We start from the raw sequence: 20,537 nt of genomic DNA on the forward strand, positions 1-20,537 counted from the left end.
GGATGCAGAAAAGGGCACTGAGCCACTACCTAAAATCATTGTGGAGATTCACGCACCTGCTGCTGAAGCGTTCGGATAAAGATGGCCTGACGCTTCTCGCGGGCCATCTGGCTTATGTCTCTTTGCTTTCGCTGGTGCCGCTGATCGCCGTGGTGTTTTCGCTGTTTGCGTTATTCCCGGTTTTCTCAGACATCAGCATGCAGCTGAAAACTTTCATTTTTTCCAACTTCATGCCCGCCACCGGCAACACCATCCAGCGTTATCTGGAACAGTTTGTTGCCAACTCCAGCAAAATGACCGCCGTGGGCACCTGCGGATTAATCGTCACCGCATTGCTTCTGATCGCCTCAGTAGACAGCGTGCTGAACAAAATCTGGGACAGCAAAACCAAGCGCCCGATCGTCTTCTCCTTTGCCGTTTACTGGATGGTTTTAACGCTCGGGCCTATTTTGCTGGTTGCCAGTGTGGCGGTCAGCTCGTATCTGCTCTCCCTGAACTGGCTGAATATCAGCGGCGTGCATTCGGTGATCGACCACGCGCTGCGCATCCTGCCGTTGCTGATTTCCTGGGTGACATTCTGGCTGCTTTATCAGGTCGTGCCGACGGTGAGAGTTCCGGCAAAGGATGCGCTGGTGGGCGCGCTGGTTTCCGGGGCTTTATTCGAATTAAGTAAAAAAATCTTCACCTTATACATTCAGCTTTTCCCGTCGTATCAGTTGATTTACGGTGTACTGGCTGTGATCCCCATTTTATTTCTCTGGGTGTATGTCAGCTGGTGTATCGTACTTCTCGGGGCGGAAATTACCGTCACACTGGGAGAATTCCGTTCTCTGAGGAAATTGCAGTCCGCGCAACACATCGCAGAAGAATAATCAGTCCGAAGGATATGTATGATCGCGTTAATTCAGCGGGTATTGAATGCCAGCGTCACGATAGAGGGCGAAATCTGCGGCCAGATAGGGCCGGGATTACTGGTGTTACTGGGTGTTGAACAGGGCGACGATGAGCAAAAAGCCAAACGCCTCTGTGAACGGGTGATCGGGTACCGGATTTTCGGTGACGAAAACGACAAGATGAATCTGAACGTGCAGCAGGCTGGCGGCAGTCTGCTGGTGGTGTCGCAGTTCACACTGGCGGCAGACACGCAAAAAGGCATGCGCCCGGGATTCTCACGCGGGGCGGAACCTCAGGAAGCTGACCGGTTATATCAGTATTTTTGCGGGCAGTGCCGGGAAAAAGGCATAGCGACCGAAACCGGTCGTTTTGCAGCGGACATGAAAGTGGCACTGGTGAACGACGGACCAGTGACCTTCTGGCTACAAGTCTGACCGACAAGGCATAACGCCGGAGAGAAAGTATCTATGTATCACCTGAGAGTACCGACGACCGAAAAAGAACTGGCCGCCTATTACCGATTCCGCTGGGAAATGCTGCGCAAACCGCTGCACCAGCCGGAGGGTTCAGAGCGTGATGCCTACGATTCTATCGCACATCACCAGATGGTGGTGGATGAACACGGCGAGCCGGTGGCGGTGGGTCGTTTATACATCAATGCCGATAATGAAGCCTCTATCCGCTTCCTGGCGGTGGATCCGAATGTGCAGGACAAAGGGCTGGGAACACTGGTGGCGATGACCCTGGAGTCTGTGGCGCGTCAGGAAGGGGTGAAACGTGTGGTCTGTAGCGCCCGTGAAGATGCCGTGGATTTCTTTGCCAAACTGGGCTTTGTGAATCAGGGGGAAATTACCACCCCGCAAACCACGCCGGTTCGCCATTTCCTGATGATCAAACCGATCGAAACGCTGGATGATATTCTGCATCGCCCCGACTGGTGCGGTCAGTTGCAACAGGCCTGGTATGACCATATTCCGCTTAGCGAAAAAATGGGCGTCCGTATCAGCCAGTACACCGGCCAGCGTTTTGTGACCACGATGCCTGAGACGGGAAACCAGAACCCGCACCACACACTCTTCGCTGGCAGTCTGTTTTCACTGGCGACGCTGACCGGCTGGGGGCTGATCTGGTTATTGCTGCGTGAGCGCCATCTGGGCGGCACCATTGTGCTGGCCGATGCCCATATCCGCTACAGTACCCCGGTGACCGGCAGGCCGCGTGCGGTGGCCGATCTCGGCTCTGTTCGCGGTGACCTCGACCGTCTGGCCCGCGGGCGCAAAGCGCGCGTGCAGCTTGAAGTGAATTTATACGGTGATGAGGTGGACGGCGCGGTGTTTGAAGGCACCTATCTGGTGCTTCCAGCGGCACCCGGCGCACCGCTGGAACCTGAAATCAACTGACCTGAATTACGGCGTAGCGGGTACTGGCGCTGCTGTTGTGGCCGCGCCGGACACCAGTCCGTTGACCATTCTTTCCGTCACGGACTGCCCGCTGGCGCTGTTCACCTGCAATGTCCCGCTGAGTGTCGGTTTGTAATCCACATTTGCGGGCATCTGCCCTTGCAGATTGAGCTGCATATTCGCATTCCCTTCCAGCGCCAGATGCTGCCATCCCCAGTTTTCCAGCTGATTGGCAGGCACGGAGCGGCCTGTCATTTTTAGCGAGAAATGACGCTGCGGCTGCTGGTCAACCGTCGCACTGGCTTCCAGCAATCCTTCTTTGGTGAACGCACTCAGTTCGGAAATGTTCACCTGACTGTCGTTCGCATTCAGTGTAATGGAGGGACGACGCACATCATTGCGGTTAAAGGTCGCTTCACTGGCATTGAGATTCAGCGTGCCGTTCCAGATCCCCCACTGGTGATTACGCGCCAGCAGCAGATTGTTGCCGAGGCCATCAAGCGCCGTCAGCTGGAACGGGAATTGAGGATTGATATCAATGATCAGATTGCGGTTAGCAATGAACCGGCTGATAAACACCTCTGACAGCGAATCCGGCAGTGCCTGATTCCACAGCTGTTTCCAGTTTTCCGGCAATGTGTATTCCAGCCCCGCGACAGACACTTCATCAAGCTGCAGGCGTTTGTTGGCGCGCAGCCAGTTGCCGGTTGTGCGCAGTAAACTGCGTTCCCAGCGCGCCGTGGCTTGTTTGATCGCAATGCCCTGCGGTGAAAGGTCGAGGCTGATGATCGGATCCTGAATATGCAGATTGCCGTCAATCATGTCGGTTGCATTCAGCGTGATTTCGCCGTCATCGCTGTGCCAGTCACCTTTTTCCAGCGTCAGATCCTGTACAGACAAATCAACGTCGCTGAAGGCCCAGTCCGTTCCCTGCAAACGCGCGTCGATCAGATCAAGACGCTGGAGGGTCACTTTGGGCAGGGTCTGGAAGTCATCGAAGAAAGCGGAAAGCGGTTTGGAGGTTTGCAGACGCACATTGCTCAGGCGCAGGTTTTCGATATTCCAGCTGCCGTCGGCGGCCTGTGTGGCTTTGCCGGTCAGCTGACCGCGCGCCAGATCACCGCCAAAATTACTCAGCGTGAGATTTTTATGATTGATATTGCCCTGAATCAGCACATTTTCGGCTGGCAGTCCGTTGACCGTCAGGCTGGCGGCGCTTAGCTGGAAGTCGGCTTTATCGCCTAAAAGCTGATGAGGTTTCGGCTGCCATGGCGAAATACCGGCATTAATCTGCTGCCCCTGAATATCCAGGCCGGCGGCATTGCCGGTGAGCGCCATCTTACTCAGTTGCAGGGTATTGGCCTGCAACGGCAAATTCATTGAGGAAGGACTGACGTTAAGACGTCCGTTAATCAGAACGACGCGATCGAAAAAGCGCGGTTCAGTGATCTGACGCCAGCTTAAATCCAGATCGACTTCCCCGGCACTGAGAATTTCCGGCTGATTCTTTTGCCCGAAGACCACATTGTTTAACGTCACGCGCCCCGGAGATGACCAGTTATGGTCGAGTTTCTCAACGGAGACCCGGTACTCGCTGTTGTTGCTGATCCAGCGGCTGACCCAGCCAGCGGCCCAGCGCGTTTGCAACAGGACGTACACCAGCACGATCGCCAGTACCAGAAGTAAGGCGAACGTCAGCAAAATTTTACCGATAAATCTCATCGTCTGGAGCCCTGTAGCGGGAAAGTGGAAAAAAGATTCTTTGTTTATGCCGCAAACAGCGACTTTTCTCAACAGGTTAGCAGAATGGAGACAATAAAAAGCGGCAGGGGTTCCAGACCCTCTGCCGCTGTTGCACGCGGATTACATCCTGTGTTTACTTCTCGTGAGGGAAAACCAGATTCAGAACTATCGCAGTAATCCCGCCTGCCGCAATACCGGATGACAGCAAGGTTTTCAGCCAGTCGGGCGCGAATTGCAGGATCAGCGGTTGCTGGGAAACACCCATACCGACGGCCAGAGAAAGCGCCATGATCATAATCGCGCGGCGGTTCAGGCGCTCGCGGGAAACAATACGCACACCGGATGCGGCAATGGTGCCGAACATCACGATGGTCGCGCCGCCCAGAACCGGTTCAGGAATATGCTGCACAAATCCGGCCACCGCCGGGAACAGACCCAGTACGATCAGCATCAGCGCGACAACAAAACCGACATAGCGGCTGGCAACACCGGTCAGCTGAATCACGCCGTTGTTTTGCCCGAAACATGAATTCGGGAAAGTGTTAAATACCGCAGACAGCATTGAGTTCAGGCCGTTTGCCAGAACACCGCCTTTGATGCGCTTCATATAGAGCGGGCCGCTGACCGGCTGCTCCGAAACGTCTGAGGTCGCGGTAATATCACCGATAGTTTCCAGCGATGTCACCATGAAAATCAGCATCAGCGGGATCAGCAGATTCCAGTCAAAACCCAGCCCGTAATACAGCGGCGTCGGTAAGGTTATCCAGTTGCTTTGGGTGGCTGGCGCAGCCGCGGTCGGCAACATCCCCATCATCCAGGCCACCAGATAACCCACAGCCATGGCGATCACCAGAGAAGCGACACGCAGGTACGGGTTGCGCTGACGGTTCAGCAGAACAATCACCACCAGCACCACGGCGGCCAGCAACAGATTTTTCGGTGCGCCGAAAGTGTGATCACTCATGGCGGAGTAACCGCCGCCAATCGACGTCAGCCCGACCTGAATCAGTGACAGCCCGATAATCATCACCACGATGCCGGAAACCAGCGGCGTGATAATGCGGCGCGCGAGATGCAGGAAACGGGACAGGATGATTTCAGTACAGGAAGCCAGCATCAGCGTGCCGAACAGCGCGGCCATCATGGTCGGTACATCTGCGCCGCCATTCTTCAGTGCCATTCCGCCCATGATCAGCGGTGCCACAAAGTTAAAGCTGGTGCCCTGAATGGACAGCAAACCGGAACCGACCGGCCCCCAGGTTTTAATCTGCAAAATAGACGCAAGACCGGAGGCGAACAGCGACATGCTGATGATGTGCTGAGTGTCCTGTGCAGGCAGACCCAGCGCCTGACAAATCAGTAATGCCGGTGTGATCACCGCAACAAACATCGCCAGCAAGTGCTGACAGGCGGCAAATAACGTCTGAGGTAAAGGCGGGCGGTCTTCGAGCCGGTAAATCAGTTCACTTTTTTGCTGGCGGGAGAGATCGGGTTGCTGTGTTTCTTGTTCTGCGGTTTGCGAACTCATGTTGTGGCATTCCAATAAGCGGCAAAGCGGGCATTTTTATTGAAATTAACGACAAAAGCAATCGTTTGCTATCAGCAATTTTCAGTGGCTGGTTTGAGTTTAGGTGGCGTTTATGGCCTGTTTTTCTTGCGTAATGCAGCGTGAATGACTTCTAATTCAGCCTCTGGGAAAAAAACGGTAAGCGAAAAGTTTATAACGTAATAATTTTATTGGATTTATTTTAGAATGGAGTTCGTCAATGATTCAACTCGATACCTACGGCACACTGGTTGCCGCCACGTTGGTACTCCTTTTAGGACGAAAATGCGTCCAGTCGGTCAAATTCCTCAATAAATACACCATTCCTGAACCCGTCGCCGGAGGGTTACTGGTCGCTTTGCTGCTGCTGATCGCCAATCAGATGTTCGGCTGGGAAGTCGGTTTCGACATGTCCTTAAAAGAGCCACTGATGCTGGCATTTTTTGCGACGATTGGCCTTAACGCCAATCTGGCAAGCCTGAGAGCAGGGGGAAAATCCCTTTTCCTGCTGGTTTTTGTGGTTGTGGGTTTATTGCTTTTGCAAAATGCCATCGGTATCGGCATGGCGAAAATGCTCGGTCTGGATCCGCTGATGGGGCTGCTGGCGGGGTCAATTACCCTTTCCGGTGGTCACGGCACCGGCGCGGCGTGGAGCAAGCTGTTCACCGAGCGTTATGGTTTTGAAAACGCGACAGAAGTTGCCATGGCCTGTGCGACCTTCGGTCTGGTACTCGGTGGGATTATCGGTGGCCCGGTGGCGCGCTATCTGGTGAGCCATTCTTCCACACCTCACGGCACACCTGAGGATACGGTCGACCCGAGCGCCTTTGAGAAACCGTCGATTGGCAGAATGATCACGCCCCTGGTAATGGTGGAAACCATCGCGCTGATTGCGATCTGCCTGACCGCGGGGACGCACATCTCCGGCCTGTTGCAGGGTTCGGCATTTGAAATCCCGACATTTGTCTGCGTGCTCTTCGTTGGTGTGATCCTGAGTAATGTGCTGGCATGGCTGGGTTTTTATCGTGTCTTCGATCGCGCAGTGTCCGTGCTGGGTAATGTCAGCTTGTCGCTGTTCCTCGCCATGGCATTGATGAGTCTGAAGTTATGGGAGATGGCGTCACTGGCGCTGCCGATGATGGCGATTCTGATGGTACAAACCCTCGCGATGGCGCTTTACGCGATTTTTGTCACTTATCGCGTGATGGGGAAAAACTACGACGCGGCGGTGCTGGCGGCCGGGCACTGCGGTTTCGGACTGGGCGCGACGCCGACAGCCATTGCCAATATGCAGGCGATCACCAATCAGTTTGGTCCTTCGCATCTTGCGTTTCTGGTGGTGCCGATGGTGGGCGCCTTCTTCATCGATATCGCCAATGCGATTGTCATTAAACTCTATCTGATGCTGCCGATATTCCCGGCTATCAGCTAAAAAAAACAGGCACAGAAACATCGCTTCTGTGCCTGTCTCCTTCCTTCCCTGCCTGTTATTGCGTGGCGTCGGCCTTTTCAGAGAACACCTGTTCAGCTTCAGCGGCTTTCTCCTGCGTCATTAACTGCTTCTCGTAGACCTTGAAGAACGGATAATAAATCACCATCGACAGCGCCATCAGCAGAACGACCAGAATCGATACTTTAAAATCCCAGCCCATTGCCCATGCCGCCCCGACAGGTGCCGGAGACGTCCACGGAACCAGTGAAATCATATGCGGAAGCAGATCGGTCGACACGGCCAGATAGGCGATGACGGCGTTGACCATGGGTGCCAGCAGGAAGGGGATGAAAAAGACCGGATTCATCACGATAGGCGTGCCGAAAATGACCGGTTCATTGATATTGAAACAGCTCGGCACCAGACTGAGTTTCCCCATTGTGCGCAGGTGCGCTGACTTACTGCGACAAAACAGCAGCACCAGTCCTATGGTCGCGCCGGACCCGCCAATCACGATCAGGAAATTCCAGAATGCCTCAGTCATGATATGCGTCATCGGTAAACCGGCAGCGAGGGCTGTCTGATTAAGCCCGAGATTGGTCAGCCAGAATGCCTGCAACATGCCGGAAACGATGGCTGAGCCATGAATACCGGCAAACCAAAGCAGATGACAAATCAGCACGGCCAGCAGCACCGCAGGCAGCGAGTCAGCGGCGGAAATCAGCGGCTCGAACAGCGCCATAATTGCCTGCGGCAGCAACATATCAAACCCGTATTGCACCAGCAAACTCAGCGGGAAAATCGTCACTACCACAGCAATAATCGGGATCAGCAAATCAAATGAATGCTTAATGTTTGACGGTACCTGCTCGGGTAAGCGGATGCCGATATTGTATTTTTTCAGTAACCGCGTCAGCTCCGTGACGTAAATGGCCACCAGAATGGCGGTAAAGATCCCCACACCGCCCAGCGCCGCCGTCGGCATCTTTTCATCAATTTGTGGCGCGGCCACCAGCAGGAAAGACATCAGCGCCAGCATGGCTGTCATGAACGGGTCAAGTTTGTAACTCCGTGCCAGATTGTAGGCAATCGATGCCGAGATATAGATCGACATGATGCCCATGGTCATATTGAACGGCGTCAGGATCTGCACTTCATATTTTGCCGAGAGCGCCAGCCAGCTTGTGGCGAAACCCCATGACGATTCCGGCGAAAAGGGCGGATGCACGAAAACCAATAAAAATGATCCAACAATCATAAAGGGCATTGCTGAAATGAAGCCGTCGCGCACCGCCATGACATGTCGCTGAGAGGACAGTCGTGCGGCAAAGGGGCTGATTTTCTGTTCTATAAAAGTAAAGAGGGATTGGCTGATACTCATGATGATTTGACCTTATGTTGAGGACATCAGACAGGGTTGCCTTAATTATCATCAGTGTAGTGGTGGGGTGTGGAACCGGTTACCGGCTTTGCCTCACTCTGTGAAGGTTATCAAATAACCGATGCAGAAAGCGCAGTTAAGGGAGGATAAGGAGAAATGGCAAAAATGTGTTGAGGGTGAAACATCATTTTCAATAATGTTTCGAGGGTATAAAAGCAGGAAAAGGAGACTCAGGCGTTGGTATAGCGGACGCGTTCTGGCAGCCAGCGCTCAATCAGGGCCCTGGCATGTTCAGGGAACTGCTGCTGCAGATAACGCGCAATGCGCTGTACATCGGGGATCATCGCCTGGTCACGCAACAGGTCCGCGACTTTAAACTCGGCACTGCCGGTCTGGCGCGTACCCAGTAATTCGCCCGGCCCGCGGATTTCTAAATCCTGCTGGGCAATGACAAAGCCGTCGTTGCTGTCGCGTAAAACCTGCAAACGTTTCTGCGCAGTTTTACTAAGGGGCGTTTTATAGAGCAGAACGCAGTGAGACGCGACAGCACCGCGCCCGACGCGTCCGCGTAACTGGTGCAACTGCGCCAGTCCTAAACGCTCCGGGTTTTCGATAATCATCAGGCTGGCATTGGGAACATCGACGCCCACTTCAATCACGGTGGTGGCAACCAGCAGTTGCACTTCACCCTGTTTGAACGCCTGCATGACGGCCTGTTTTTCCTGCGCTTTCATGCGCCCATGAACCAGTCCGATATTGAGTGCCGGAAGCGCCTCTTTCAGCCCTTCCCAGGTGGCTTCTGCGGCCTGAGCTTCCAGCATTTCTGATTCTTCAATCAGCGTACACACCCAATAAGCCTGACGGTTTTCCTGTTCGCAGGCACTTTTCACCCGGCTGATGATGTCGCTGCGGCGGGTATCAGGGATCGCGACGGTTGTCACCGGCGTACGGCCCGGAGGCAGTTCGTCGATGACGGACGTATCCAGATCCGCATAGGCAGTCATCGCCAGTGTGCGGGGGATCGGCGTAGCGGTCATGATCAGCTGATGCGGGTGGAAGCCCTGTTGCAGCCCCTTTTCCCACAGCGCCAGACGCTGATGTACACCGAAACGGTGCTGTTCATCAATAATGACCAGGGAAAGCGAAGAGAACAAAACCTGTTCCTGGAAGATGGCATGCGTTCCCACCACCATCGACACCTGTCCGCTGGCGATCGCGTCCTGCTGCGCCTGCCGCGCTTTACCTTTTTGTTTTCCTGCCAGCCAGCCGACCTGAATGCCCAGCGGTTCAAACCACTGACGGAAATTATTGGCGTGTTGTTCGGCCAGCAATTCAGTGGGTGCCATTAATCCGACCTGCTGCCCTTGCGCGATAGCGCAAAGGGCGGCAAGTGCAGCGACCAGCGTTTTACCAGAACCGACGTCGCCCTGAACCAGGCGCATCATCGGATAACTTTTCGCTAAATCCTGCTCGATTTCAGCCACCACGCGCTGCTGCGCACCGGTCGGACTGAAAGGAAGGGACGCGAGAAACTGATTCTTCAACCGGTCGTCATGATGCAACGGCAGGGCTTTATAACTTTGTGTACCGGCGCGGACGGCCAGCATACTGAGATTGTGCGCCAGCAGCTCTTCCATAATCAGACGGCGTTGTGCCGGATGATGACCTTTTTCAAGATCGGCAAGCTGGATATCAGGCGGCGGGCGGTGCAGCAAATGCAGCGCCTGAGGGAGCGGGATCAACGACCGGCTCAGTTCTTCCGGCAACAGTTCGGCAATTGGCACGGTGTCGAGCAGTTCAAGTGCCTGATCGGTCAGTTTACGCAGCGTTGCCTGACGAATGCCTTCTGTTGTCGGGTAAACCGGTGTCAGCGATTCCTGCAAAACCACTTCGCTGTTTTCACCCTGAATGCGGTATTCCGGATGAATGATTTCTGCGCCGATTGTGCCGCGTTTGATTTCACCATAAGCAGTGACACGACGGCCTGCTGCCAGACTGTTTTTCATCGCGGCGTTAAAGTTGAAGAAGCGTAATGTCACCATGCCGGTACCGTCGCTTATCTGACAGGTGAGCATTCTGCGGCGACCAAAACTGATATCGCTGCGCAGGACTTCGCCTTCTATGGTGGCGAAAATACCGGGCTGCAAATCATTGATGGTGTAAAGGCGGGTACGATCTTCATAACGCAAAGGCAGGTGAAGCAGTAAATCCTGAATAGTTTCAAGGCCGAGCTTAGCGAGTTTATCTGCCTGACTGGCTCCGACGCCGGAAAGCGACGTCAGCGGGATGGCGTCGAGCAGGCGGCCTTTCATCTTTTTTTAACCGTCATTTGCATCGCAGACCACCATTCATCATCGGCAATAATTTGCCCCTGATCGTCAATGAAAGGGCGTGGCAGTTTTTTTCGCTTCGCCACATTCGACAGCACCGGATAGCCACCTTCAAACAGCAATCGCTGTTGCTCTTTCTCGCTCAGCAGGCTGGTGTCGCGGCGATACATGCCGGCGTTTTCACGCTGGCGCTGGGCTTCATACAAAATCAACGCCGAAGCGACGGAAACGTTAAGAGACTGCACCATACCGATCATCGGAATGATGATATCGCTGTCTGCCAGGGCTAATGCTTCAGGCGTGATGCCCGTTTTCTCCTGACCCAGCAAAATACAGGTCGGACGGGTGTAATCAATCGCGCGGAAGTCGACGGCTTTCTCTGACAGGTTGGTGGCCAGAATTTGCATGCCCTGCGCCTTCATTTTGGCGACGGCATCCTGAATGGTTTTGTGAGTTTTGACCTGAACCCAACTGTTGCTGCCTGCCGCCGAAGAGACCAGCGTCTTCATCCGGGTGGTGGGCCAGACAGCATGGATTTCGTGAACGCCAACGGCGTCTGCCGTGCGGATGACGGCAGAAACGTTATGCGGTTTATGCACCTGTTCCATGCAGACCGTCAGGTCTGGCTGTCGGGCCGCAAGCATTTCGCGGATGCGCGCATAACGTTCTGGGGTCATAACAATCAGTTTCGGTTGCGGGTAACTTTGATGACGTCCGGCATGATACGAATTTTACGCATGATATTCGCCAAATGAACGCGATCGCGGGTCGTCAGGCGGATAAAGGCGCTGTAGACGCGACCGTCTTTTTCTTCAGTGCTCAGACTCTGAATGTTCGACTGTGCCGCATTGATCGCTGCGGTCAGGTTCGCCAGAGCGCCCTGATGGTTAAACATATCGACTTTGATTTCAGCGATAAATTCCTGATCGGTTTCCTGGTGGTCATCCCAGTCAACTGCCATGAATTTCTCAGGTTCTTTCTGATAGCCACGAATATTACGGCAGGATTCATGGTGGATCACCAGACCTTTACCCGGACTGACGTGCGCAATGATTGGGTCACCTGGGATCGGACGACAGCATTTTGCGAACGTGATCAGCACGCCATCTGCACCTTTAATCGGCAGATTGCGGGTACCGGACGTGGCCATTGAAGACTGGTCACCCATCAGATTTTTGGCAACCACCACGCTCATGGCATTGCCGAGGCCGATTTCAGCCAGCAGGTCATCCATCGCGGCGAGCTTCATGCGATCCAGCTCGTTTTTGATGTTTTCCGGCGGAATATCTGAGAGTTTTTTACCGGCGCCCAGCGCATGATTCAGCAGACGACGGCCAAGTGAAACGGAATCATCACGTTTCAGGTTTTTAAGCATCTGGCGAATTTTGGCACGAGCGCGCGAGCTGACAACAAAGTTCAGCCAGGCGGCATTCGGACGGGCGCCCGGTGCGGTAATGATTTCGATGGTCTGTCCGCTGGTCAGCGGCTGCGAGAGCGGATAAGGCTGGCGGTCTACGCGCGCGCCGACACAGGCATGGCCGATATCGGTATGCACGGCGTAAGCAAAGTCGACCGGTGTCGCGCCCGCAGGCAATTCGACAATACGGCCTTCCGGCGTAAAGACATAAATCTCATCCGGGAACAGATCGGATTTCACGCTCTCGATAAATTCAAACGAGTTGCCCGCGCTTTGTTGCAGTTCGAGCAAACTCTGTAACCAGCGCTGTGCGCGGATCTGCGCCGTCGTGCTGGTTTCACTGTTCTCTTTATAAGCCCAGTGAGCCGCCACCCCCATCTCTGCCATCTGATCCATATCTTCCGTACGGATCTGCACTTCAACCGGCACACCGTGCGGGCCGATGAGCGAGGTATGCAAAGATTGATAGCCGTTGGCTTTAGGAATGGCGATGTAATCTTTGACCCGACCCGGACGCGGTTTGTACAGGCTGTGTGCCTGTCCTAACACGCGATAGCAGGTATCGAGTTCTTTAACGATCACCCGGAACGCGTAGATATCCATAATGGAATGGAAACGCTGTTCCTTCAGGTGCATTTTGCAATAGATCGAGTACAGGTGTTTTTCGCGACCACTGACCCGACACTGAATTCCGGCTTCGGTTAAACGGCCTTCTATCTCAGAGAGGATTTTTTGGATCATCTCTTTACGGTTGCCACGCGCGGCTTTCACCACTTCTTTGATGACGCGGTAACGGTTGGGATAGAGGGCTTCGAAGCCCAGCTCTTCGAGCTCGGTTTTCAGGTGATGAATACCCAAACGGTGAGCCAGCGGGCTGTAGATTTCCAGCGTTTCGCGGGCAATACGGCGACGTTTATCCGGGCGCAAAGAGCCCAGTGTGCGCATGTTATGGGTACGGTCAGCGAGTTTGATCAAGATGACGCGGATGTCTTGCACCATCGCCATGACCATTTTGCGGAAGTTTTCCGCCTGCGCTTCTTTCTTATCGCGGAATTTCAGCTTGTCTAACTTCGAAACGCCTTCAACCAGCTCAGCAACACTTTTGCCAAACAGTTGTTCCATATCCTGGTAAGTGGCAGGCGTGTCTTCGATAACGTCGTGTAATAACGCCGCCATCAGAGTCTCATGATCGAGCCTCATTTCAGCCAAAATACATGCCACGGCCACCGGGTGAGTAATATAGGGCTCACCACTGGAACGTGTTTGCCCCTCGTGCGCATCCCGCGCCACGAGGTAAGCCTGCACGAGGCGCTTTATTTGCTCCTCCGGCAGGTATTTTTGAATCAGTTGATTCAGGCTTTCAAAGATATACAAGTGAGATCCGTTTCGTTAATTAACGACGGCCTTCAGCGATGGCAGTCACTGCCTGAATCTCTGCGGCTTCCTGCTCCTGTTGCTCCTGACGGTCACGAACGTCGAGGATCTGATTCGTGATCAGGCCTTCTTCGATTTCGCGCAGGGCGATAACAGTGAATTTATCGTTTTCTTCAGCGACCAGTGGATCTTTACCACCAGATTGCAGCTGGCGTGCGCGACGAGCAGCCACCAACACCAGGTCAAAACGGTTACCAATTTTCTCAACAGCGTCTTGAACAGTTACGCGTGCCATATATGTGCTACTCCACAGGGTGACGAAAGACTGGGCATAATACTGAAAGTGACTTCAGTCTGCCAATAGTTTGGTGATTAATCCGTCATGACGGAGCCGCTGACGGCTCAGACGCAGACGTTCGGCGCGAATAATCGTTTTTAAATCCGATAGAGCCAGATCAAAATCGTCATTCACAATTAAATAGTCGTATTCGGCAAAGTGTGTCATTTCAGCCACGGCTTGTGCCATACGTTTGGCAATAACCTCTTCGCTGTCCTGACCACGACCACGTAAGCGGCGATCAAGCTCATCTTTCGATGGCGGCAGAACAAAAATACTGCGCGCCAGCGGCATCTTTTTCCTGATTTGCTGAGCACCTTGCCAGTCGATATCGAGGAAAACATCCACACCTGATGCTAAAACCTGCTCAATGGCTTCACGGGACGTTCCGTAATAATTACCGAAAACTTCCGCGTGTTCTAAAAAGGCATCACGTTCAATCATCTCGCGAAACGCTTCTTTGTCGACAAAGAAGTAATGTTCGCCATGTTTCTCACCAGGACGTACAGAACGGGTGGTATGAGAAATAGAAACCTGTGTGTCGTAGAGCGGTTGTGTTTTAAGTAAAGCCTGAATCAGACTTGATTTACCTGCTCCACTTGGGGCGGAGACAATATATAGCGTGCCTTGAACCATGATGACGTTTCAACTGAATGGGTTGATAGGAAGTATGCGAAGAGTGATCTCTCGCACAGTATACACGCTCGCCGCATTCGGTGCAGCGCCCAGACGTATTTCATCGCAACTTCACCCGAGAAAATAGCCTTTCCTGACAGATTTACGTGCCGCATTCCAAATTTTTTCTTCGTTACTGCAACTGATGAAATAACCCGGAAAGCATCTCGCAAGAACCGGTGATGCCAGTGGCGGGAAACGCCATACCCGCGTTTACTGGCGGTCACAAGGAGGTGCCTATGCGCCAGTTCATTTTTCTTATCTGCCTGTTCTCTTTTACTTTCTCTGTGTCCGGTCAGGATATGCCGCCGCAGGAATGTCCGGCCTGGTCATCGTCACGCTTGTCGCAGGAAACCCGCCATCTCACGGATCAGCTGACCCGATGGGATACGGCTTATCATCAGTCCGGCAGCAGCCCGATAGAAGATTCGGTCTATGACCAGTTACGTCAGAAACAACGTGTCTGGCTACAGTGTGCCAGCCAGCCTGCGCCCGAAGTGACCGTGCCCGCCGGTGATACTGCTGAATTCCCGCATCCGGTCGCCCACACCGGTCTGCATAAAATGAAAGATAAACAGGCCGTCTCGAACTGGATGAAGGGACGAAAGAATCTCAGTATTCAGCCCAAAATCGATGGCGTGGCGGTGTCGCTGGTTTACCGGTACGGGCAATTGACTGCATTGATCAGCCGGGGGAACGGTGAGAAAGGACAAAACTGGACGCCGAAAGCCGCATCAATACCGGCGATCCCGCTCACCGTTCCGGACGTGAGCCCGGAGTTAGTGCTGCAGGGCGAGCTTTACCTGAAGATGACCGGTCATCAGCAAAGTGTCGATGGGGGTATGAATGCAAGATCAAAAGTCGCGGGAGCAATGCGGCGTACGTCGGCTTCTGACATCCTGAAACAGGTGGGTGTGTTTATCTGGTCATGGCCGGATGGGCCGATCCTTATGTCAGATCATCTTGAGAAACTGAGCCGGTTCGGATTTCCGGTTGTTGCTCAGTTCACACTGCCGGTCAGCACACCGGAAGAGGTAGAAAAATGGCGCGAGCACTGGTTCCGCCAGGCATTACCTTTTGCTACTGATGGTGTCGTCATCCGTCAGGAAGAAGAGCCAGCCGGAAAATATTGGCAAAATACGCCTCCCACATGGGCTGTCGCCTGGAAATACCCCCCCGCCAGACAGCTTACTGATGTTACCGGCATCACGACGACGACAGGGCGAAGCGGGAAGGTGACGGTCATCCTCAACCTGAACCCTCTGAGGCTGGACGATAAGTTAGTCAGTAAGGTGAGTGTGGGGTCCGTCAGTCGTTTCAGGCAATGGGATGTGCTTCCCGGTGATCAGGTTGCCATCACACTGGCAGGGCAGGGGATCCCGCGTCTTGATGAAGTGACATGGCGGGTCAGTGAGCGTTCGCCGGTGCCATTGCCCGATCCGCAGCGTTATAACGCCTTTTCCTGTTTTACGCCCGGTCCGGGTTGTGCGGCGCAATTTCTCTCACGTCTTATCTGGCTCAGCGGCCCTGAAGCCCTGGATATGGCAGGATTTGGCGGGGCGACATGGCAAAAGTTGCTGGATGCAATTCCTGCCGACTCCCTGGTCAGCTGGTTAGCATTGAATGAAAAAGACCTGGCTGCGGTTCCGGGAATCGGAGTTAAACAGGCGCAAAAACTGATGGCACAGATTCACTTTGCCCGGGAGAAGGACTTGCGACACTGGCTGTCCGCGCTGGGATTTCCTTCTTATGCCCTGAAATTTGCCGGGCAACAGCAGGGCTGGAGCCAATTGAAACAACTCACGTCTCACGACTGGGCAAAGGCCGCGGGAATGGGGGAAAAAAGAGCCGCTCAGGTTTTTGACTTTATACATCACCCGGCTGTCATGGCAATCACCGGGGCGTTACAGCAGGCGCAATTGCCTGCTTTCCGCTAGCTGAAAACCCGCAGGGAAGATCAGTGGTCAGAGTGCGGATAATTGAAGACCGGCAACCCAAGGCGAAAACGTAATGCGATCAGTCGGGCGGTAAAGCCGACCAGCAACGTGATAATCACCACCAGATTGTGCGGCAGAGAGAAATATTGCAGCCCGATGTAAACCCAGGCAGAGGCAAATGAAACGCCGGCATAAATTTCTTTCTGAAAGACCAGCGGGATCTGATTACACATCATATCCCGCAGCACGCCGCCAAAAACGCCGGTGATGACGGCACAGACAGAGGCGATGATGGCACCATGCCCCATATCGAGTGCGACTTGTGTCCCGATGATTGAAAACACCACTAAACCTAAGGCATCAAGCACTAAGAAGAGCCGGCGAAGATGTTGCATCAGTGGGGCAAGCCAGGTGGTCATGAGTGCCGCGATAGCCACGATCACAATGTATTCCGGATGCTTAACCCAGCCCAAAGGATAATGGCCCAGCAACATGTCACGGACAGAACCCCCGCCAATAGCCGTCGCAGACGCGATAATAATGACTCCAAAGGAGTCCATTTTCCGGCGTCCGGCGGCAAGGGCACCGGTCATGGCTTCTGCGGTGATCCCGATAATATAAAGAACGGTGAGTAACATGGATGTACGCCAGACAAATCAGTAATGAGAAAGCGGTAGCCGCGCAGAGTAATGCGTTTATCTTCAGCTCACGACTGAGTTTTTCTTTTAGATTGATTTTGACATTATGAAATCTAATGCGAATACCCGATATTCAGCCCAGTACTTAAGGATGAGACAGAATGTCAGTTTATTTTAGATTAGAAAAATCGCGATTGCGTGTTTATCTGGTCATTCCCCTCACATATATGGCTGACGTCTCTTTTTCATCAGAGGTGTATTTTCATCGTTTATAAGTTACGATTAATTGAAATCGTCACTCATTGACGCACTGCATAATTGTTTTATCAGCCCGGAGGAGTGTATGAAGCCCGATATTCCGGTTGCGTTAACACAGCGTGGACCTGCCGAGCATGAACGGCGCGAGCAAATCATTGATGCGGCTTTTGAGCACTTCCGCCTGTATGGTTACGCCAAAACGTCGGTCGCCGATCTGGCCAAATCGATTGGTGTTTCAAGTGCTTATATTTACAAGTTTTTTGAGTCGAAACAGGCGATTGGCGAAGCCATTTGTTCACAGCGTGTGGGTCAGATAGATGATGCACTGATGCTTATTGCGCAAAGCCACCAAAGTGCAACTCTGCGCCTGCGATCTATTTTTAAAACACTGCTGACACGTAGTCTGGAGCTCTTCTTTCAGGATAGAAAATTGCATGATCTGGCGGCCACAGCCTCCGCACAACAATGGAAGTCGACACTTAATCACCGGGCGATGATGTACAGCATCGTGGAAAAAGTGGTCAATGACGGGCGGGAATCCGGTGAGTTTGAGCGTAAAACGCCGCTGGATGAGGTATGTATGGCGATCACCAGTGTGACGACGCCGTTTTCTCATCCGTTATTGCTGGAACAAAAAACACCGGAACAGCTCGAAGAACGCGTTCAGGCCATCACCAGTCTGGTGTTGCGCAGTCTGGCAAAGTAGCCACGAAAAATTTTTGGTTACGGGTTTACAAAATCGTAATTCGTCACATACTGTCAGCCCTATTCGCTGAAACCCGTTTTTGTCAGGCTTGCAAAAGTCCCGGCAGAAACTTACGTCTTAAACAGACAGAGAGGAATGTTTTATGACTCATCGTCGAGTGGTTATTACCGGCATGGGGGCTGTGAGTCCTCTGGGCTGTGATATCGAAACTATCTGGAAGCGTCTGCTGGCCGGTCAGTCTGGTATCCGCGTTTTGCCGGAAGAAATTGTTGAAACCCTGAGCGTGAAAATCGGTGGTCAGGTACAAACGAAAGAGCAGGACCCTGAATCAGGCTTCGATCCGGATCAGTTCGTGGTACCGAAAGACCAGAAAAAAATGGACCGCTTTATTCTGTTCGCGATGGCTGCTGCCGATATGGCCGTTGCTGATGCTGGCTGGAAAGCGGAAACCCCTGAACAACAGGAACGTACTGCAACGGTCATCGGTTCCGGTATTGGTGGCTTCCCGGCGATTGCCCATGCGGTGCGTACCAACGACAGCCGTGGTGCCAAACGTTTGTCGCCTTTCACCATTCCTTCATTCCTGGTGAATCTCGCGGCGGGTCAGGTTTCCATCAAACATCAGTTCAAAGGCCCGATTGGTGCACCGGTCACGGCTTGTGCGGCGGGTGTTCAGGCCATCGGTGATGCCGTTCGTTTGATCCGCAACGATGAAGCGGATGTTGCACTTTGTGGTGGTGCTGAAGCGGCTATCGATACTGTCAGCCTGGGTGGTTTCGCGGCGGCAAAAGCCATGTCTACCGGCCATGAAGATCATCCTGAGAAAGCATCCCGTCCGTTCGACAGCGCACGCGATGGTTTCATCATGGGTGAAGGCGCAGGCATGCTGGTCATTGAAGAGCTGGAACATGCGAAAGCGCGTGGAGCCAAAATCCTGGCTGAGATTGTCGGTTACGGCACCAGCGGTGACGCTTATCACATGACTTCCGGTGCGGAAGACGGCAACGGAGCGGGCCGCGCGATGAAAATCGCCCTGCGTCAGGCAGGCATTCAGCCTTCAGATGTTCAGCATCTGAATGCTCATGCTACCTCTACGCCGGTGGGCGATCTGGGCGAAATTAATGCGATTAAAACCCTGTTCGGAACCGACGGTAAGCTGGCGGTGACGTCCACCAAATCTGCGACCGGACATCTTCTGGGCGCGGCTGGCGGGCTGGAAACCATCTTCACCATTCTGGCCGTGCGTGACCAAATCGTTCCTCCGACGCTGAATCTGGAAAACAAAGATGAAGCGGCTGCGGGTCTGAATATCGTGGGTAATACCGCGCAAAAGCATGACATTACCTATGCCCTGTCAAATGGCTTTGGTTTCGGTGGCGTGAATGCCTGCGTGCTGTTGAAACGCTGGGAAGATTAATTTCTCTCTTCGTTAAAGCATAAAAAAACGCCTCGGGTTTTGATGACCGGAGGCGTTTTTTTTGTGCGTGAGGCAATGAACCCGTTGTCGTTATTTTTTATTCAGCCGCTTTGCGGCTGATTCAATTTGCCTGATGCTGTGTTCCGGAGCGGGGAGATTTTCCGGCATGGTTCCGCCTAATTCTTCGATTGTTTTCCGAACCTTACTACCCACATCAAAATGTGTCTGATTAGCCTGTTCTTTTGAATCCACCTGATCGCGTCGCAATTTCTCTTCTGTCTGAGTTGCTCTGAACAAGTTGGCGGCCAGTTCAGTGGATCCCATATGATCGAGGATCTTTTGACTCTTTTTGAGCCCCTTACGCTGATGGATAGCTTTTTGGTCTAACCCACCATACAGCCTCTGATAGCCGTGATTCTGAAACACGGCAAAGTCCAGCGTTGTTGCTACTCCTGCCTGTTGAGCGACTTCAACCAATTGTTTATTGTGCTCTTTTAGTTCGTTACGCAGGAATAAACGCTTTTCGTCTTCTCTCAGCTGTTTAAACGTAGCGTCATCCGCCAGCTCTTGCCGTCTGGTCTGGAGGGCGAAGTAAGTCTGTCCGGCTGCGATAACGGGTTTGCCGGGGTCACCATTCTGGACAACCAGATAACATGCATACCTCGACAAGTGAATGTCCTCTAATTCACGTTGTGCTCCGGAACCAAGAATTACCATTTTGGTGGCATCAACGAAATGGTCGCTTAACTGTTGATTGCTGGTTTCACAAGCTTGCGCCGCTCTGGATAGAACATTTTGAAAGTTACGCCAATCTCTATAATCCAGCAACGGGGCCAGATCTCTTGCTGACCAATATTCATTGTTGTCATTGCTGTGCTGGCGAAGTTCTTCAAAAGGTTGATGGTTCTTTTTCATTTTAATCTCCCTATCGCAAATGATGCCGGTAGCCAATGCCCGGAATGGCGAATTTTACAGCGCCTTTATGATAGCGCGTGAAAATTAAAAAGCCCGTCTGTAGACGGGCTTCTCGGGGTACCGATGCTTCATAATTA

At 53.1% G+C, this 20,537-nt stretch carries 17 protein-coding genes; 7 read left to right on the top strand and 10 right to left on the bottom strand.

What is annotated here, in order from left to right; genetic code table 11:
* The first annotated feature begins 2 nt into the window (after positions 1-2).
* From EDF78_RS21995 to fabY, 3 genes are read left to right on the top strand one after another with little or no spacing between them, the layout of a single operon-like run.
* The gene (locus tag EDF78_RS21995; protein WP_095924081.1) at positions 3-872 is read left to right on the top strand and encodes a virulence factor BrkB family protein; all 870 of its coding nucleotides are present in this window, start codon (positions 3-5) and stop codon (positions 870-872) included.
* Positions 873-890: 18 nt separating this feature from the next.
* Entirely contained in the window at positions 891-1,328 is a 438-nt protein-coding gene (gene dtd / locus EDF78_RS22000) for a D-aminoacyl-tRNA deacylase (RefSeq protein WP_095924082.1), read from the top strand.
* A 33-nt stretch (positions 1,329-1,361) separates the two neighbouring features.
* Positions 1,362-2,294: a fatty acid biosynthesis protein FabY gene (fabY, locus tag EDF78_RS22005; protein ID WP_095924083.1), complete on the top strand. Its 933-nt coding sequence runs from the start codon at positions 1,362-1,364 to the stop codon at positions 2,292-2,294.
* Between the two features lie 6 nt (positions 2,295-2,300).
* Here fabY and EDF78_RS22010 read toward each other — a convergent pair whose 3' ends face one another.
* Both EDF78_RS22010 and EDF78_RS22015 read right to left on the bottom strand, forming a co-directional pair.
* On the bottom strand, positions 2,301-4,016 hold the full coding sequence (locus EDF78_RS22010) for an AsmA family protein (RefSeq protein WP_133823902.1): 1,716 nt from the start codon (positions 4,014-4,016) through the stop codon (positions 2,301-2,303).
* 154 nt (positions 4,017-4,170) lie between these two features.
* Positions 4,171-5,565 (bottom strand): uracil-xanthine permease family protein, encoded by a 1,395-nt coding sequence (locus tag EDF78_RS22015; RefSeq protein ID WP_133823903.1) that lies wholly within the window; start codon positions 5,563-5,565, stop codon positions 4,171-4,173.
* Positions 5,566-5,803: 238 nt separating this feature from the next.
* Here EDF78_RS22015 and gltS point away from each other — a divergent pair, with 238 nt between their 5' ends.
* Positions 5,804-7,015 carry a sodium/glutamate symporter gene (gene gltS, locus EDF78_RS22020; protein WP_095924086.1) on the top strand — a complete coding sequence of 404 codons (1,212 nt, stop codon included), beginning with the start codon at positions 5,804-5,806 and terminating at the stop codon, positions 7,013-7,015.
* A 55-nt stretch (positions 7,016-7,070) separates the two neighbouring features.
* On the opposite strand, the gene EDF78_RS22025 is transcribed toward gltS, so the two are convergent.
* The 6 genes from EDF78_RS22025 to gmk all read right to left on the bottom strand — a co-directional run bounded on the left by EDF78_RS22025 (position 7,071) and on the right by gmk (position 14,490).
* On the bottom strand, positions 7,071-8,396 hold the full coding sequence (locus EDF78_RS22025; RefSeq protein WP_133823904.1) for a PTS sugar transporter subunit IIC: 1,326 nt from the start codon (positions 8,394-8,396) through the stop codon (positions 7,071-7,073).
* Positions 8,397-8,626: 230 nt separating this feature from the next.
* Positions 8,627-10,708 (bottom strand): ATP-dependent DNA helicase RecG, encoded by a 2,082-nt coding sequence (recG, locus tag EDF78_RS22030; protein WP_095924088.1) that lies wholly within the window; start codon positions 10,706-10,708, stop codon positions 8,627-8,629.
* On the bottom strand, positions 10,705-11,403 hold the full coding sequence (gene trmH / locus EDF78_RS22035) for a tRNA (guanosine(18)-2'-O)-methyltransferase TrmH (RefSeq protein WP_119823938.1): 699 nt from the start codon (positions 11,401-11,403) through the stop codon (positions 10,705-10,707). Before trmH ends, recG begins: the two co-directional genes overlap by 4 nt.
* A gap of 5 nt (positions 11,404-11,408) precedes the next feature.
* Positions 11,409-13,517 carry a bifunctional GTP diphosphokinase/guanosine-3',5'-bis pyrophosphate 3'-pyrophosphohydrolase gene (spoT, locus tag EDF78_RS22040; protein ID WP_095924090.1) on the bottom strand — a complete coding sequence of 703 codons (2,109 nt, stop codon included), beginning with the start codon at positions 13,515-13,517 and terminating at the stop codon, positions 11,409-11,411.
* A 19-nt stretch (positions 13,518-13,536) separates the two neighbouring features.
* Positions 13,537-13,812 carry a DNA-directed RNA polymerase subunit omega gene (gene rpoZ, locus EDF78_RS22045; RefSeq protein WP_015699238.1) on the bottom strand — a complete coding sequence of 92 codons (276 nt, stop codon included), beginning with the start codon at positions 13,810-13,812 and terminating at the stop codon, positions 13,537-13,539.
* A gap of 54 nt (positions 13,813-13,866) precedes the next feature.
* Positions 13,867-14,490 (bottom strand): guanylate kinase, encoded by a 624-nt coding sequence (gene gmk, locus EDF78_RS22050; protein ID WP_095924091.1) that lies wholly within the window; start codon positions 14,488-14,490, stop codon positions 13,867-13,869.
* A gap of 278 nt (positions 14,491-14,768) precedes the next feature.
* Here gmk and ligB point away from each other — a divergent pair, with 278 nt between their 5' ends.
* Positions 14,769-16,466 (top strand): NAD-dependent DNA ligase LigB, encoded by a 1,698-nt coding sequence (ligB, locus tag EDF78_RS22055; RefSeq protein WP_133823905.1) that lies wholly within the window; start codon positions 14,769-14,771, stop codon positions 16,464-16,466.
* Positions 16,467-16,486: 20 nt separating this feature from the next.
* On the opposite strand, the gene EDF78_RS22060 is transcribed toward ligB, so the two are convergent.
* Entirely contained in the window at positions 16,487-17,104 is a 618-nt protein-coding gene (locus EDF78_RS22060; RefSeq protein ID WP_095924093.1) for a trimeric intracellular cation channel family protein, read from the bottom strand.
* Positions 17,105-17,447: 343 nt separating this feature from the next.
* On the opposite strand from EDF78_RS22060, the gene EDF78_RS22065 reads away from it, so the two are divergent.
* Positions 17,448-18,068 (top strand): TetR/AcrR family transcriptional regulator, encoded by a 621-nt coding sequence (locus tag EDF78_RS22065; protein WP_095924094.1) that lies wholly within the window; start codon positions 17,448-17,450, stop codon positions 18,066-18,068.
* Between the two features lie 142 nt (positions 18,069-18,210).
* On the top strand, positions 18,211-19,485 hold the full coding sequence (gene fabF, locus EDF78_RS22070; protein ID WP_095924095.1) for a beta-ketoacyl-ACP synthase II: 1,275 nt from the start codon (positions 18,211-18,213) through the stop codon (positions 19,483-19,485).
* 90 nt (positions 19,486-19,575) lie between these two features.
* Here the strand turns inward: fabF and dinD are convergent, their stop codons facing one another.
* On the bottom strand, positions 19,576-20,400 hold the full coding sequence (gene dinD / locus EDF78_RS22075; protein ID WP_133823906.1) for a DNA damage-inducible protein D: 825 nt from the start codon (positions 20,398-20,400) through the stop codon (positions 19,576-19,578).
* Positions 20,401-20,537 lie beyond the last annotated feature (137 nt).

The sequence above is a fragment of the Rahnella sp. BIGb0236 genome, from assembly GCF_004364755.1.
GTDB lineage: Bacteria > Pseudomonadota > Gammaproteobacteria > Enterobacterales > Enterobacteriaceae > Rahnella > Rahnella victoriana.